Annotated in this window: 15 protein-coding genes; 13 read left to right on the plus strand and 2 right to left on the minus strand. The window is 62.2% G+C overall.

The window, feature by feature from the left end:
• The first annotated feature begins 25 nt into the window (after window positions 1–25).
• The 13 genes from cobO (at window position 26) to J1G33_RS11715 (ending at window position 11,457) form a co-directional block, all read left to right on the plus strand.
• Complete coding sequence (cobO, locus tag J1G33_RS11655) at window positions 26–637, plus strand: cob(I)yrinic acid a,c-diamide adenosyltransferase (RefSeq protein ID WP_223018126.1); 612 nt, start codon at window positions 26–28, stop codon at window positions 635–637.
• Window positions 634–2,025, plus strand: coding sequence for a cobyrinate a,c-diamide synthase (locus tag J1G33_RS11660; RefSeq protein WP_032880028.1), 1,392 nt, complete (start codon window positions 634–636; stop codon window positions 2,023–2,025). The genes cobO and J1G33_RS11660 overlap by 4 nt, the downstream gene beginning before the upstream one ends.
• The gene (bluB, locus tag J1G33_RS11665; RefSeq protein WP_078821987.1) at window positions 2,022–2,672 is read left to right on the plus strand and encodes a 5,6-dimethylbenzimidazole synthase; all 651 of its coding nucleotides are present in this window, start codon (window positions 2,022–2,024) and stop codon (window positions 2,670–2,672) included. Before J1G33_RS11660 ends, bluB begins: the two co-directional genes overlap by 4 nt.
• Window positions 2,669–3,577, plus strand: a complete 909-nt coding sequence (gene cbiB / locus J1G33_RS11670; RefSeq protein WP_032880032.1) for an adenosylcobinamide-phosphate synthase CbiB — start codon at window positions 2,669–2,671, stop codon at window positions 3,575–3,577. The genes bluB and cbiB overlap by 4 nt, the downstream gene beginning before the upstream one ends.
• Entirely contained in the window at window positions 3,570–4,559 is a 990-nt protein-coding gene (cobD, locus tag J1G33_RS11675) for a threonine-phosphate decarboxylase CobD (RefSeq protein ID WP_223018127.1), read from the plus strand. The genes cbiB and cobD overlap by 8 nt, the downstream gene beginning before the upstream one ends.
• Complete coding sequence (locus J1G33_RS11680) at window positions 4,556–6,007, plus strand: cobyric acid synthase (protein WP_223018128.1); 1,452 nt, start codon at window positions 4,556–4,558, stop codon at window positions 6,005–6,007. The genes cobD and J1G33_RS11680 overlap by 4 nt, the downstream gene beginning before the upstream one ends.
• Window positions 6,008–6,168: 161 nt before the next feature.
• The gene (gene cobU, locus J1G33_RS11685) at window positions 6,169–6,690 is read left to right on the plus strand and encodes a bifunctional adenosylcobinamide kinase/adenosylcobinamide-phosphate guanylyltransferase (protein ID WP_032880036.1); all 522 of its coding nucleotides are present in this window, start codon (window positions 6,169–6,171) and stop codon (window positions 6,688–6,690) included.
• Window positions 6,687–7,742: a nicotinate-nucleotide--dimethylbenzimidazole phosphoribosyltransferase gene (gene cobT, locus J1G33_RS11690; RefSeq protein WP_032880037.1), complete on the plus strand. Its 1,056-nt coding sequence runs from the start codon at window positions 6,687–6,689 to the stop codon at window positions 7,740–7,742. The genes cobU and cobT overlap by 4 nt, the downstream gene beginning before the upstream one ends.
• Complete coding sequence (gene cobC, locus J1G33_RS11695; RefSeq protein WP_148852742.1) at window positions 7,739–8,314, plus strand: alpha-ribazole phosphatase family protein; 576 nt, start codon at window positions 7,739–7,741, stop codon at window positions 8,312–8,314. The genes cobT and cobC overlap by 4 nt, the downstream gene beginning before the upstream one ends.
• A 2-nt stretch (window positions 8,315–8,316) precedes the next feature.
• Window positions 8,317–9,045, plus strand: coding sequence for an adenosylcobinamide-GDP ribazoletransferase (locus J1G33_RS11700; protein ID WP_223018129.1), 729 nt, complete (start codon window positions 8,317–8,319; stop codon window positions 9,043–9,045).
• Window positions 9,046–9,087: 42 nt separating this feature from the next.
• Window positions 9,088–9,492 carry a MarR family transcriptional regulator gene (locus J1G33_RS11705; RefSeq protein WP_005790150.1) on the plus strand — a complete coding sequence of 135 codons (405 nt, stop codon included), beginning with the start codon at window positions 9,088–9,090 and terminating at the stop codon, window positions 9,490–9,492.
• 63 nt (window positions 9,493–9,555) lie between these two features.
• Window positions 9,556–10,755, plus strand: a complete 1,200-nt coding sequence (locus J1G33_RS11710; protein WP_223018183.1) for an MFS transporter — start codon at window positions 9,556–9,558, stop codon at window positions 10,753–10,755.
• Between the two features lie 150 nt (window positions 10,756–10,905).
• On the plus strand, window positions 10,906–11,457 hold the full coding sequence (locus J1G33_RS11715) for a glutathione peroxidase (protein WP_223018130.1): 552 nt from the start codon (window positions 10,906–10,908) through the stop codon (window positions 11,455–11,457).
• Between the two features lie 65 nt (window positions 11,458–11,522).
• Here J1G33_RS11715 and J1G33_RS11720 read toward each other — a convergent pair whose 3' ends face one another.
• A complete protein-coding gene (locus J1G33_RS11720) occupies window positions 11,523–12,800 on the minus strand; it encodes an outer membrane protein transport protein (protein WP_032880041.1) in 1,278 nt (425 codons plus the stop codon).
• Window positions 12,801–12,946: 146 nt separating this feature from the next.
• Window positions 12,947–13,429, minus strand: coding sequence for a hypothetical protein (locus J1G33_RS11725; protein ID WP_223018131.1), 483 nt, complete (start codon window positions 13,427–13,429; stop codon window positions 12,947–12,949).
• Between the last annotated feature and the right edge of the window lie 161 nt (window positions 13,430–13,590).

The raw sequence follows: 13,590 nt of genomic DNA on the forward strand, positions 1-13,590 counted from the left end.
TGTCCAGCCCCAACGGAGAGCTGCCATGACCGATTCCCCCGACCGCGACGAACGCCACCTGGCGCGCATGTTGCGCAAAAAAGCCGTGATCGACGAGCGCATCGCCAATTCGCCGAATGAGTGCGGCTTGTTGCTGGTATTGACCGGCAACGGCAAAGGCAAGAGCAGTTCGGCCTTCGGCATGTTGGCCCGCGCCATGGGCCACGGCATGCAGTGCGGTGTGGTGCAGTTCATCAAGGGCCGCAACAGCACAGGCGAAGAGCTGTTCTTCCGGCGCTTCCCCGAGCAAGTTCGCTTCCACGTCATGGGCGAAGGCTTCACCTGGGAAACCCAGGATCGTCAACGCGATATCGCCGCCGCCGAAGCAGCTTGGGCGGTGTCGCGGGCAATGCTCAATGACCCTTCCATTGGCCTGGTGGTGCTGGATGAACTGAACATCGCTCTCAAGCACGGCTACCTCGACCTGGACCAGGTACTAAGCGACCTGCAAGCCCGCCCGCCGATGCAGCATGTGGTGGTCACTGGCCGTGGTGCCAAGCCTGAATTGATCGAAATGGGCGACACCGTCACCGAAATGGGCATACTCAAGCACGCGTTCCAGGCCGGTATCAAGGCACAGAAGGGCGTTGAACTTTGAATCAGCCCCGCCAATGCCCAGCCGTCTTGATCGCCGCTCCGGCGTCCGGCCAAGGCAAAACCACGGTCACCGCTGCGCTGGCCCGTTTGCATCGCAACCTGGGGCGCAAGGTGCGCGTGTTCAAATGCGGGCCGGACTTTCTCGACCCGATGATCCACGAGCGCGCCAGCGGTGCGCCGGTGTATCAATTGGACATGTGGATGGTGGGCGAGCAGGAAAGTCGTCGTCTGCTGTGGGAAGCGGCGGGGGAGGCCGACCTGATCCTGATCGAAGGCGTGATGGGGCTGTTCGACGGTACCCCCTCCAGCGCCGACCTGGCGCGGCACTTCGGCGTGCCAGTGCTGGGGGTGATCGACGGGACTGCCATGGCCCAGACCTTTGGTGCCCTGGCCCTGGGCCTGGCGCGCTATCAGCCCGACCTGCCGTTCGCCGGCGTGCTGGCCAACCGTGTCGGCACCCTGCGCCATGCCCAGTTGCTCGAAGGCAGCCTCACGGAGGGCTTGCGTTGGTACGGCGCGTTATCCCGCGAGACCGGTATCGAACTGCCGAGCCGCCACCTGGGCCTGGTGCAAGCCAGCGAACTCAATGACCTCGATGTACGCCTGGATGCTGCCGCCCAGGCATTGGGCAGCAGCTGCGAAGTGGCCCTGCCGCCCCCCGTGACCTTTGCCGCGCCCGAAGTGATCAAGGCCGAACCGTTACTTGCCGGTGTGCGTATCGCCGTCGCCCGTGACGAAGCCTTTGCCTTTACCTATGGCGCCAGCCTGGATTTGCTGCGGGCCATGGGCGCAGAGCTGACATTCTTCTCACCTATTCATGATCGCCAACTGCCGCAGGCAGACAGCCTTTACCTGCCAGGCGGGTACCCGGAGCTGCACCACCAGGCGCTGTCGGCAAACACCTCGATGCTGGAGGCCATCCGTGCTCATCACGCCGCCGGCAAGCCACTGCTCGCCGAATGTGGCGGCATGCTCTATCTGCTCGATTCGCTGACGGATGTAGAGGGCGCCCGAGCCGAACTGCTTGGCGTGCTGCCAGGCGATGCGGTGATGCAAAAGAAACTCGCGGCACTGGCCCTGCAAAGTGTCGAATTGCCGGAAGGCACGTTGCGCGGGCACACTTATCACCACTCCTTGACCAGCACCGCATTGGCGCCGATCTCCCGTGGCCTGAGCCCTAACGGCGGGCGCGGGGCTGAAGCGGTTTACCGACAAGGGCGGCTGACCGCTTCCTACGTGCACTTTTATTTTCCGTCGAATCCTGGCGCGGTGGCCGCGTTGTTCGCGCCAGACCTTGAAACCGCTATCGCAGGCAAGCCAGCTCCCACAGTTGACCGAGTTGAAACCCAATCCAATGTGGGAGGGGGCTTGCCCCCGATGAGGCCATGACTGACAACGCCTTCCCCGAGGCCGACCGCCAGGCCGTATACCGCGCCATCGCCGAACGCCGCGACATGCGCCACTTCACCGGCGGCAGCGTCACCCCGGAACTGTTGCACCGCCTGCTCCAGGCCGCGCACCAGGCACCCAGTGTAGGCCTGATGCAACCGTGGCGTTTTATCCGCATCAGCGACCGCTCATTGCGCAGGCAGATTCAACAGTTGGTGGAAGAAGAGCGCGCGCGCACCGCGCAGGCCCTGGGCGAGCGCTCCGATGACTTCATGAAGCTCAAGGTCGAAGGCATCAGCGACTGCGCCGAGGTGCTGGTGGCTGCACTGATGGATGATCGCGAGCGCCACATCTTCGGGCGCCGCACCTTGCCGGAAATGGACATGGCGTCTCTATCTTGCGCAATCCAGAACCTGTGGCTGGCGGCGCGCGTGGAAGGCCTGGGCATGGGCTGGGTGTCGCTGTTCGAACCCCTGGCGTTGGCCGAACTGCTGGGCTTGCCAGCCGGCGCGAAACCCCTGGCCGTACTGTGCCTGGGGCCGGTGGCTGAGTTCTACCCGGCACCGATGTTGCAGCTCGAAGGCTGGACCGAGCCGCGGCCGCTGAGTGACATGCTGTATGAAAACAAGTGGGGAGTGAGTCAATGAGTGTGGCCTTGCTGTGTGTCGCTGCGGTGGCGCTGGATGCGCTGCTGGGTGAACCCAGGCGCTGGCATCCGCTGGTGGCGTTCGGCAACTTCGCCGGGCGCATCGAGCAGCGTTTCAATAGCGGTGGGCGTGGCTGGCGCAGCCATGGCGTGACCGCGTGGTTTATCGCAGTGGTGCCTCTGACCTTGCTGGCCACCGCGTTATCGTGGGCGCCATATATCGGCTGGCTCCTGGAAATCCTGGCGTTGTACTGCGCCTTGGGCATGCGCAGCCTGGGCGAGCATGTGACGCCGGTGGCCCAGGCCCTGCGCAGCGATGATCTGGATGAGGCACGCAAACGCGTGAGTTACCTGGTCAGTCGCCAGACCAGCGAACTGGACCGCACCGAAGTTGCGCGCGCCGCAACCGAGTCGGTGCTGGAGAACGGCAGCGATGCGGTATTCGCCGCGTTGTTCTGGTTTGTGGTGGCAGGCGTGCCAGGCGTGGTGCTTTATCGCCTGAGCAACACCCTCGACGCCATGTGGGGCTATCGCAACGAGCGCTTTGAGCGTTTTGGCTGGGCGGCTGCAAAGATCGACGATGTGCTCAACTACATTCCTGCGCGGCTGGTGGCCTTGACCTACGCGCTATTGGGCAAAACCCGCCTGTCTCTCAAATGCTGGCGCACCCAGGGCCCGACGTGGGACAGCCCTAACGCCGGTCCGGTGATGGCTGCCGGTGCCGGTGCGTTGGGCGTCGAACTCGGTGGCGCAGCGATTTATCACGGCGAGGTGCATCAGCGCCCGCAGTTGGGCGAAGGCCCGCCGGCCGATGCCGACTCCATTGATCGTGGCTGGCACCTGGTGCAGCGCGGCGTATGGTTATGGCTGCTGGTCTTGTGCGTAGGGGCGCAAATCTATGCTTGAACACGGTGGTCGGCTGCGAAAGGCCGCGATTGAATACGGGATTGCCGAAGCGGATTGGCTTGATCTCTCCAGTGGCCTGGCGCCCTGGCCGTGGCCGATTCCCGAGATCCCGCTGCGTGCCTGGGCCCGCTTGCCGGAAACCGATGACGGCCTGGAGAAGGCCGCCTGCGAGTATTACGGCGCCGCCCAGTTGTTACCGGTGCCGGGCTCCCAGGCCGCGATCCAGTTACTGCCGCGCCTGCGCCGCTCCGGCAAGGTCGGCGTGCTTTCGCCTTGCTATGCCGAGCACGCCGAAGCCTGGCGCCGCGCCGGTTATGTGGTGCGTGAAGTGCAGGAGCAGGAGGTCGACTTCTTTCTCGACAGCCTCGATGTGCTGGTGGTGGTCAACCCCAACAACCCCACGGGCCTGAGCCTGCCCCCGCAACGCTTGCTGGACTGGCACGCGCGGCTGGTCCAGCGCGGGGGCTGGCTGGTGGTGGACGAAGCGTTCATGGACGTGACCCCCGATTCAAGCCTGGCGAGCCATGCCGATCAGGTCGGTCTGATCGTACTGCGCTCGTTCGGCAAGTTTTTCGGCCTGGCGGGTGTACGCCTGGGCTTTGTGCTGGCCGAACGCAAGTTGCTCAAGTTGCTGGCCGAACAGGTCGGGCCCTGGGCAGTCAGCGGGCCGACGCGGGTATTGGGCCAAGTGTGCCTGCGCGATACGGATGGGCACACCCGCCAGCGCAATCGATGCATCGAAGCGGGCCAGCGCTTGTTCGAACTGCTTGAGCGCAGAGGCTTTCAACCTCACGGCGGCTGCGCATTGTTCCAGTGGTTGATCACGCCTCATGCCGAGCGCCTGCACGAATTCATGGCCCAGCGCGGCATCCTGCTGCGCCTGTTTGTGCACGACAGCAGCGTGCGTTTCGGCTTGCCCGACACCGAAGCCGACTGGTTGCGGCTGGACGAGGCTTTGGCCGCATACAAGGACGCCACATGAGTACGCTGATGGTGCAGGGCACTACCTCCGACGCCGGCAAGAGCACCCTGGTGACCGCGTTGTGCCGTTGGCTGGTGCGCCAGGGTGTCGCGGTGGTGCCGTTCAAGCCGCAGAACATGGCGCTCAACAGCGCGGTGACGGCCGAAGGCGGCGAGATCGGCCGCGCCCAGGCAGTGCAGGCCCAGGCCGCCAACCTGGCACCCCACACCGATATGAACCCGGTGCTGCTCAAGCCCAATAGCGACACCGGCTCGCAAGTGATCATCCACGGTCGCGCCGTGACCAGCATGAACGCCGTGGCCTATCACGACTACAAAGCCATTGCGATGCAGGCGGTGTTGGCTTCCCACGCACGTTTGAGTCAAGCCTATCCGGTGGTGATGGTCGAAGGTGCGGGCTCCCCGGCCGAGATCAACCTGCGCGCCAATGACATCGCCAACATGGGTTTCGCCGAAGCGGTGGATTGCCCGGTGCTGTTGATCGCCGATATCAATCGCGGCGGCGTGTTTGCCCATCTGGTCGGTACCCTGGAATTGCTGTCGCCCAGCGAGCAGGCACGGGTCAAGGGCTTCATCATCAACCGTTTTCGCGGTGATATCGCGCTGTTGCAGCCTGGCCTGGATTGGCTGGAGGCGCGCACCGGCAAGCCGGTTGTCGGCGTGTTGCCCTACGTGATGGACCTGCACCTGGAGGCGGAAGACGGCATCGACCAGCGCCAGATCGACAAGGCCGCCCACGTGCTCAAGGTGGTGGTGCCGGTGTTGCCGCGTATCAGCAATCACACTGACTTTGACCCGCTGCGCCTGCATCCTCAGGTGGATTTGCAGTTTGTCGGGCCGGGCCAGGCGATGCCTGCGGCTGACCTGGTCATCCTGCCTGGCTCCAAAAGCGTACGCAGCGATCTGGCCTTCTTGCGCGCCAATGGCTGGGATGCGGCCGTGGCGCGGCATCTGCGTTATGGCGGCAAGGTGCTGGGGATTTGCGGCGGTTTGCAGATGCTGGGTGAGCAGGTGCATGACCCGCTTGGGCTGGAGGGTGTGGCCGGGTCCAGTGCCGGCCTCGGGCTGCTGGCGTTTACCACAACGCTGGAGGAGCAGAAGCAACTGCGCAATGTGCGCGGACGCTTGGTGCTCGAAGACGCTGAAGTGAGTGGGTATGAGATTCACGCGGGTGTGACATCAGGCAATGCCCTGCTCAGCGCTGCGGTGCTGCTGGAGGATGGTCGCAGCGATGGCGCGCTGAGTGCTGATGGGCAGATTCTCGGCACTTACCTGCACGGGCTGTTCGAAACACCGGCGGCGTGCAGTGCCTTGCTGCGGTGGGCCGGATTGCAGGAGGTGCAAGAGGTGGATTATCACGGGTTGCGCGAGCGTGATATCGAGCGGTTGGCGGACTTGGTGGAGAACCACCTGGATACGGATTTATTGCGTCGATTGTGCGGGATTTGACGGCATGTATAGGACGCAAATGTGGGAGGGGGCTTGCTCCCGATAAGTGCTTCACAGTCACTGAGGTATCGACTGATACACCTTAATCGGGAGCAAGCCCCCTCCCACAATGGATGGTATCAATCGCAATTTTTTCGGCTGGCTGGAAAAGGTATTTGCTCATGTATCAATTAATCCTCGGCGGTGCCCGTTCGGGCAAGAGTCGCCTGGCTGAAAAGCTCGCCTGCGACAGCGCTTTGCCGGTCACTTATATCGCCACCAGCCAACCGCTGGATGGTGAAATGAATCAGCGGGTGGCGCTGCATCGCGAACGTCGCCCGGATCATTGGGGGCTGATTGAAGAACCCATCGAGCTGGCGCATGTGCTGCGTGAAAACGCCGCTACCGACCGCTGCCTGTTGGTGGACTGCCTGACGTTATGGCTGACCAATCTGCTGATGCTCGACGATAGCGATCGTCTGGTGTTCGAGCGCGATCAACTGCTGCAAACCCTGGCCTCGCTGCCGGGTGAAATCATTTTTGTCAGCAACGAGACCGGTCTGGGTGTCGTGCCGCTGGGCGAATTGACTCGCCGCTATGTGGATGAAGCCGGTTGGCTGCATCAAGCCTTGGCCGAGCGGTGTCAGCGTGTGGTGTTGACGGTTGCCGGCCTGCCCCTGACTTTGAAAGGTACTGCGTTATGACGGACTCCTGGTGGCTCAACCCCTGCAAGGCCATTGATACTGCGGCCCATGAACAGGCGCTGGCGCGTCAGCAACAATTGACCAAGCCCGCCGGTTCCCTCGGCCAGCTGGAGGCGCTGGCGGTGCAGCTGGCGGGTTTGCAGGGCCAGGTCAAGCCGTCGGTGGAGCAACTGTGGATCGCGATTTTTGCCGGCGATCACGGTGTGGTCGCCGAAGGCGTGTCGGCATTTCCTCAGGAAGTGACCGGGCAGATGTTGCATAACTTCGTCACCGGTGGTGCGGCGATCAGCGTGTTGGCGCGGCAACTGGATGCGCAGCTGGAAGTGATTGATCTTGGCACGGTGACGCCCTCGCTGAACTTGCCCGGCGTGCGTCATGTGAATATCGGCGCGGGCACGGCCAACTTCGTCGATGGCCCGGCGATGACCCAGGCTCAAGGGCTGTTGGCATTGCAAGCCGGCCGAGACAGCGCGCACCGCGCTCTGGAACGCGGTGCGCAGGTGTTTATCGGCGGCGAGATGGGTATCGGCAATACCACCGCGGCCAGCGCGTTGGCCTGTGCATTGCTGGATTGCCAGGTGAGCGACCTGACTGGCCCGGGCACAGGTTTGAATGCAGCGGGCGTCAGCCACAAGGTCGCGGTCATCGAGCGCGCTTTGGCGCTGCATGCCGGGCAACGGGGTGATGCGTTGCAAACGCTGTTCAATCTCGGCGGTTTTGAAATTGCCGCGTTGGTTGGCGCTTACCTGGCCTGTGCGCAGGCAGGTATCGTGGTGCTGGTGGATGGGTTTATCTGCAGCGTTGCCGCGCTGGTGGCGGTGCGCTTGAACCCGGCGTGCCGCGAATGGCTGGTGTTCGGGCATCGCGGTGCCGAGCCGGGCCATCGCCATGTGTTGCACAGCCTGGATGCCGAACCGCTACTGGAACTGGGCTTGCGCCTGGGCGAAGGCAGCGGCGCGGCGCTGGCGGTGCCGTTGTTGCGTTTGGCCTGTGCGTTGCACGGACAGATGGCAACCTTCGCCGAAGCGGCCGTGGCAGATCGCCCCGCATGACCTTGCACCTGGATCTGCTGCGCCACGGCGAAACCGAGCTGGGCGGCGGCCTGCGCGGCAGCCTGGACGATGCCTTGACCGCCAAGGGCTGGGCGCAAATGCGAGCCGCGGTGGTGGGGCAGGGGCCATGGGATCGGTTGATCGGCTCACCGTTGCAACGCTGCGCCTTGTTTGCCCAGGAGCTGGGAGCACAGCTCGGCCTGCCGGTCAGCCTTGAGCCGGCTTTGCAAGAACTCCACTTCGGTGCCTGGGAAGGCCAGAGCGCCGCGGCGCTGATGGAGACCGATGCCGAAGGGCTGGGTTTGTTCTGGGCCGATCCCTACGCGTTCACGCCGCCCCAAGGCGAGCCTGTCAGTGCATTTTCCGAGCGGGTGCTCGGCGCGGTGTCACGCCTGCATCAGGCTTACGCCGGCCAGCGCGTGTTGTTGGTCAGCCATGGCGGCGTGATGCGCCTGCTGCTGGCCCGGGCGCGTGGGATGCCGCGCGAGCAACTGCTGAACGTCGAGGTCGGCCACGGCGCGCTTTTCAGCCTGCAGGTCGGTGCCGACGGCGTACTGAAAGAAGGATCGTGACGATGTTGCCGTTCTGGATCGCCCTGCAATTTCTCAGCTGCCTGCCGATCCGCTTGCCGGGTATGCCGCAGCCTCAGGAGCTAGGCCGTTCGTTACTGTTTTATCCGCTGGTGGGACTGCTGTTCGGTCTATTGCTGTGGGGGTTGAACCTGGTATTGATGGGCGCGCCCTTGCTGCTGCACGCCGCGCTGTTGCTGACGGCCTGGGTGCTGCTCAGCGGTGGCCTGCACCTGGATGGCCTGGCGGACAGCGCCGATGCCTGGTTGGGTGGCTTTGGTGATCGCGAACGCACGCTCAGTATCATGAAAGATCCGCGCAGCGGGCCGATTGCGGTGGTTACCCTGGGCTTGGTGCTATTGCTCAAGTTCAGCGCGTTGGTGGCCTTGATCGAGCAGCGTAATGGCGCCGCCCTGATCCTGGCGCCGTTGATCGGACGGGCTTCGATGCTGGCGCTGTTTCTTACCACGCGCTATGTGCGGGCAGGAGGGTTGGGCCAGGCCTTGTCGGACTACTTACCGCGGATTGTCGGCCAGCAGGTGCTGATCCTCAGCGGATTGACCTGCATCCTGATCGGTGGTTTCAACGGCGGTATTGCGGTGTTGCTGGCGGCGCTGTGCTTTATGGGGCTGCGTCACTTGATGATCAGGCGCCTTGGCGGTACCACGGGCGACACGGCAGGCGCGCTATTGGAGCTACTGGAAGTCGCTGTCCTGGTCGGGTTGGTGCTGTAACGCTTTCTTGCAATTCCTTAACTCCGGGTATATACACGCTCTATGCTTGCTTCCCAATGTTTATGCACCAACCTGCGACGCGCCGCCCGTGGCGTCAGCAGGCATTACGACGGCGCTCTCGACGGCTTCGGGATCAACGTCGCCCAGTATTCTTTGCTGTGTAACCTGCAGCGCCTCGACCAACCGAGCATTTCCAGTCTGGCCGAAGCCATGGGCCTGGATCGCAGCACCCTGGGGCGCAACCTGCGTGTTCTGGAGGGCGAGGGGTTGGTGCAATTGGTCGAGGGCGATGACCTGCGAAACCGCCTTGTGCTGTTGACTGAAAGTGGCCAGCAGCGATTGGCCGCCGCGTTGCCGGCATGGGAAGCGGCGCAACAGAAACTGATTGATAAGCTCGGCGCTGAAAAGCGCGAAACCTTGTTGGCCTTGCTGGATGAACTCGCCTGAACGGCAGTTTGTTCGACTACAAGCGGGTATATACCCGCGAGCGGAGAATAAAAAATGACCTCGATGTGGCGCGCCAGCGGTTGGATCCTTGTGGGGAGTGCGCTGATCCTGGCGTTGTCCTTGGGCGTACGGCATGGCTTCGGCCTGTTTCTGGCGCCGATGAGCAGCGAATTCGGCTGGGGGCGTGAGACCTTCGCCTTCGCCATTGCCTTGCAGAACTTGATCTGGGGCTTGGCGCAGCCGTTTACCGGCGCCTTGGCCGACCGTTTCGGCGCAACCAGAGCGGTGTTTGTCGGCGGCGTGTTGTACGCCGTGGGCCTGGTGCTGATGGGGATGTCCGACTCCGCGTGGTCATTGTCCCTGAGTGCAGGCTTGCTGATTGGCATCGGCCTGTCCGGTACCTCGTTTTCAGTGATTCTCGGTGTGGTCGGTCGCGCCGTACCGCCGGAAAAACGCAGCATGGCCATGGGCATTGCCAGCGCCGCCGGGTCCTTCGGCCAGTTCGCCATGGTGCCCGGCACCCTCGGCTTGATCGATTGGCTGGGCTGGTCCGCAGCGTTGCTGGCGTTGGGCTTGATGGTGGCGTTGATCCTGCCGCTGGTTGCCATGCTCAAGGACCGGCCGTTGCCGGTCACGGTCGGTCAGCAAACCCTGCGCGAAGCGTTGAAGGAAGCCTGCTCTCACTCCGGGTTCTGGCTGCTGTCTTTCGGTTTTTTTGTGTGCGGGTTCCAGGTTGTGTTTATCGGTGTGCACTTGCCGGCGTACCTGGTCGACCAACATCTGCCGGCCACGGTGGGCACCACGGTGCTGGCCCTGATCGGTCTGTTCAATGTGTTCGGCACCTATACCGCTGGCTGGCTGGGCGGGCGCATGTCCAAGCCGCGCTTGCTGACTGGCCTGTACCTGCTGCGGGCGGTGGTGATTGTGTTGTTCCTGTGGGCGCCAGTCACTGAAGTGACGGCCTATCTGTTTGGCATGGCGATGGGGTTTCTGTGGTTGTCCACCGTGCCGCTGACCAACGGCACCGTCGCGACGTTGTTTGGCGTACGCAACCTTTCGATGCTCGGCGGGATTGTGTTCCTGTTCCATCAACTCGGTTCGTTCCTCGGCGGTTGGCTGGGCGGGGTAGTCTATGATCGAACCGGCAACTACGATTTGATCTGGCAGGTGGCGATTCTGCTCAGCCTGCTCGCCGCGGCCTTGAACTGGCCGGTGCGTGAGCGGCCGGTGGCGCGTGTGCAGGCGCAGATGGAGGCGGCATGAGGGTAGCGGTGCGCTTGATGGTGATGGCGGCAGGGTTGCTTCTGTTGCTACTGGCCTGGTGGGGTTGGCAGCAAGGTGGCCTGGCGTTGATGCAACTGGGCATGGCGATCTGTTAAGTTCAATGCCTGAACTGACTCAAGGACTTTGATCATGTTGATGCGCTGGCTCGCTGTACCCGTCCTAATGGCTGTTGGCAGCGTGGCCATGGCCGCCAGCTGCCCGTCGCTGCTTGCGGGCCAATTGCCCAAACTGCGGGCCAAGGAATCCATTGACCTGTGCCAGCAATTCGCTGGCAAACCCTTGGTGATCGTCAATACGGCGAGCTTCTGCGGCTTTGCCCCGCAGTTCAAGGGCCTGGAAGGCTTATATCAACGCTATAAGGGCGAAGGCCTGGAAGTAATTGGCGTGCCGTCCGATGACTTCAAGCAGGAAGCCAAGACCGGGGAGGAGACCGCCAAGGTCTGCTACGTGAATTATGGCGTGACCTTCACCATGACCGAGCCGCAGAAGGTCAAGGGGCCGGATGCGGTGCATCTGTTCAAGGTCCTTGCCGAGCAGGCCGACGCGGCGCCGAAGTGGAACTTCTACAAGTACGTGGTTGACCGCCAGGGCAATGTTGTCGCCAGCTTTTCCAGCCTGACCAAGCCGGACAGCCCGGAGTTGATCAAGGCGGTCGAGCAGGCGATAGCATCCAAACCCTGATAACCAGCCACTGAAAAGCCCCGCCTCCTTCACAGGAGAGCGGGGCTTTTTTATACGGTCGCGGTTTAGAACTTGTAGGTCATGCCCAGGCCGAAACCGTTGGCACTGTTTTCATACTTGGCGTTGTAGCTGGCCAATTGGTTGGAGCGCGAAACCTTGACGTCTTCTTCCTTCAGGTAGGAGTAGGCCAGGTCGATGGTCATGTTCGGCATGACCTCGTAGCCCAGGCCCAGGCTGAAGATCGTGCGGTCGCCGGTCGGGATGCGTGGCGAACGATCCGTGTTGTTGGTAGGCGACTGGTCGAAAGTCAGGCCGGTACGCAACACCACTTGCTTGGTGAGCTGATACGAAGTACCCACGGCATAGGCCCAGGTATCGTGCCAGTTCTGGTCTTCCTTGATAGTGCCTACCAAGGCAGGGGCGAGCGCGCCGCCTGTTGCGCCGGACACGCCGTCGTTCTTGACGGTGATGTCTTTCAAGCGGCTCCAGCGTGTCCAGGTTGCACCTGCATAGAGTTTCCAGGCGTCGGTCAGGTCTTGGGTCACCGACAGGTCGTAGGACTCAGGCGTATCGATCTTCAGCGACGCATCGTAGCGATTGCTGCGCAGGGCGGCAGCGGTCGCGGCTGGTGCGGTGACTTCGGTGTGGCCGTCCAGCTTGTAGCTGACCTTGGAGTGATAGGTCAGGCCGACGCGGGTGGTATCGGTGGCTTGTACCAGCACGCCGATGTTGAAGCCCAGCGCGGTGTCGTCACCCTTGATCTTGATGTTGGTGTCTGGCGCGCGAGCGTTCAGCGTCAGGTCTGATTCCAGGGTGCCGGCGATGCGGTTGATGGTCGGGCCAAAACCAACGGAAACACGGTCGTTGAAGGCGTAGCTGACCGTTGGCTGGAAGGTGATGACTTTCACTTCACTCTTGCTGCCAAAGCCACGGCCCTGGAAGCCGCTTTCGTAGTCGGTTACCAGGCCGAACGGTGCATAGACACCGAAGCCGACAGCCCACTGATCGTTGAGTTTATTGGTGTAGAAACCGAAAGGGACGGCGGTGAATGGCACCATGTCGCCTTTGTTGCTGCCGCGGGAGCGGCCGCTGACGTCGCTGATATCAGTAGAAGCATCAATGGCTGCAACGCCGCCGGTGATCTGTTGACCTTCCAGGCGTGCCATACCGGCAGGGTTACCGAACACAGTGCTTGCATCATCGGCAGAAGAAGATCGACCTGCAAAACCAGTACCCATCCCGCTGACGCTCTGTTCGTTCAGGGCAAAGCCGCTGGCGAATAGTTGGGAGGATGCCATGGCAACGGCGAGGCTAAGTGTGGTCTTGAGCATTACTTTTTTCATTATTAGAACTCCGAGGTGATCACCGCAGCGGAAAGTAACAATAAATTTGCGATCGCGCTATAGGGTGTAATGCAGGAGATAGAGCGGTTTTGTAGGACAATCCGACCAGATTCGCTGTTTTTTGCCGAATCTTGCAATTTGCCCGGTCAGCAGATCACCTGTTTTATGGTTGGGACGCAGCTTTGCCAGGCTTGGGTAAAATCCCGCAGCCGCCCTTGAGGGTGAAATATTTCTTTCCAGATGCGTGCCATGGCCAGTACGTCGCCTGGGGCGGGGAGTACCGGGCGATGTTGTTCTACCAGCAGCCAGGCGATTGCCGTGGCGTAACGCAGGTTTACCGTCAGCTCCAGCTGGGGCGCACTCAGGAATGCGTGTTGACTGGCAAGCCCGCGCACCAGGCTTGCGCGTTCCGGGTCCAGCGCCAGGTATTCGTCCCAGAGGGCACGGTGGCGGGGTTCAGTGATGCTATAGAGGCCATGGCCGCGCCGATCATGCAGGGCCGACCCCAGTTCCGACTGGCTGGCGGCGATCCCCAGTAACAAGGACTCGGCTGTTGGGTTATGGCAGCCGAGGTAGGTCAAGGTCGGCCTGATCACATAACGACACAATTCGCTGGCGGCAATACCCATACAAGCCTCAGTCCATAAATGGGGTTGACGAGCCTGAGAAGGAGGGCTTGGCAGCGGTGAATCGGATCTCAGGCCCGTCGCAAGCGGACGATGCCGCTTGAGTTGAAGTGTAGTGTCATATTCATGATGTAAAGGACTGTTTTTAAAACATCTTATCTATT

The organism is Pseudomonas sp. P867 (genome assembly GCF_019891455.1).
Classification (GTDB): domain Bacteria; phylum Pseudomonadota; class Gammaproteobacteria; order Pseudomonadales; family Pseudomonadaceae; genus Aquipseudomonas; species Aquipseudomonas synxantha_A.

Coding starts and splice junctions, on each gene's coding strand:
- J1G33_RS11720 (WP_032880041.1), bottom strand. CDS start 12,800: ATGAAAAAAGTAATGCTCAAGACCACACTTAGCCTCGCCGTTGCCATG.
- cobU (WP_032880036.1), top strand. CDS start 6,169: ATGTATCAATTAATCCTCGGCGGTGCCCGTTCGGGCAAGAGTCGCCTG.
- J1G33_RS11705 (WP_005790150.1), top strand. CDS start 9,088: ATGCTTGCTTCCCAATGTTTATGCACCAACCTGCGACGCGCCGCCCGT.
- J1G33_RS11700 (WP_223018129.1), top strand. CDS start 8,317: ATGTTGCCGTTCTGGATCGCCCTGCAATTTCTCAGCTGCCTGCCGATC.
- cobC (WP_148852742.1), top strand. CDS start 7,739: ATGACCTTGCACCTGGATCTGCTGCGCCACGGCGAAACCGAGCTGGGC.
- J1G33_RS11725 (WP_223018131.1), bottom strand. CDS start 13,429: ATGGGTATTGCCGCCAGCGAATTGTGTCGTTATGTGATCAGGCCGACC.
- J1G33_RS11715 (WP_223018130.1), top strand. CDS start 10,906: ATGTTGATGCGCTGGCTCGCTGTACCCGTCCTAATGGCTGTTGGCAGC.
- J1G33_RS11680 (WP_223018128.1), top strand. CDS start 4,556: ATGAGTACGCTGATGGTGCAGGGCACTACCTCCGACGCCGGCAAGAGC.
- cbiB (WP_032880032.1), top strand. CDS start 2,669: ATGAGTGTGGCCTTGCTGTGTGTCGCTGCGGTGGCGCTGGATGCGCTG.
- J1G33_RS11710 (WP_223018183.1), top strand. CDS start 9,556: ATGTGGCGCGCCAGCGGTTGGATCCTTGTGGGGAGTGCGCTGATCCTG.
- bluB (WP_078821987.1), top strand. CDS start 2,022: ATGACTGACAACGCCTTCCCCGAGGCCGACCGCCAGGCCGTATACCGC.
- cobD (WP_223018127.1), top strand. CDS start 3,570: ATGCTTGAACACGGTGGTCGGCTGCGAAAGGCCGCGATTGAATACGGG.
- cobO (WP_223018126.1), top strand. CDS start 26: ATGACCGATTCCCCCGACCGCGACGAACGCCACCTGGCGCGCATGTTG.
- cobT (WP_032880037.1), top strand. CDS start 6,687: ATGACGGACTCCTGGTGGCTCAACCCCTGCAAGGCCATTGATACTGCG.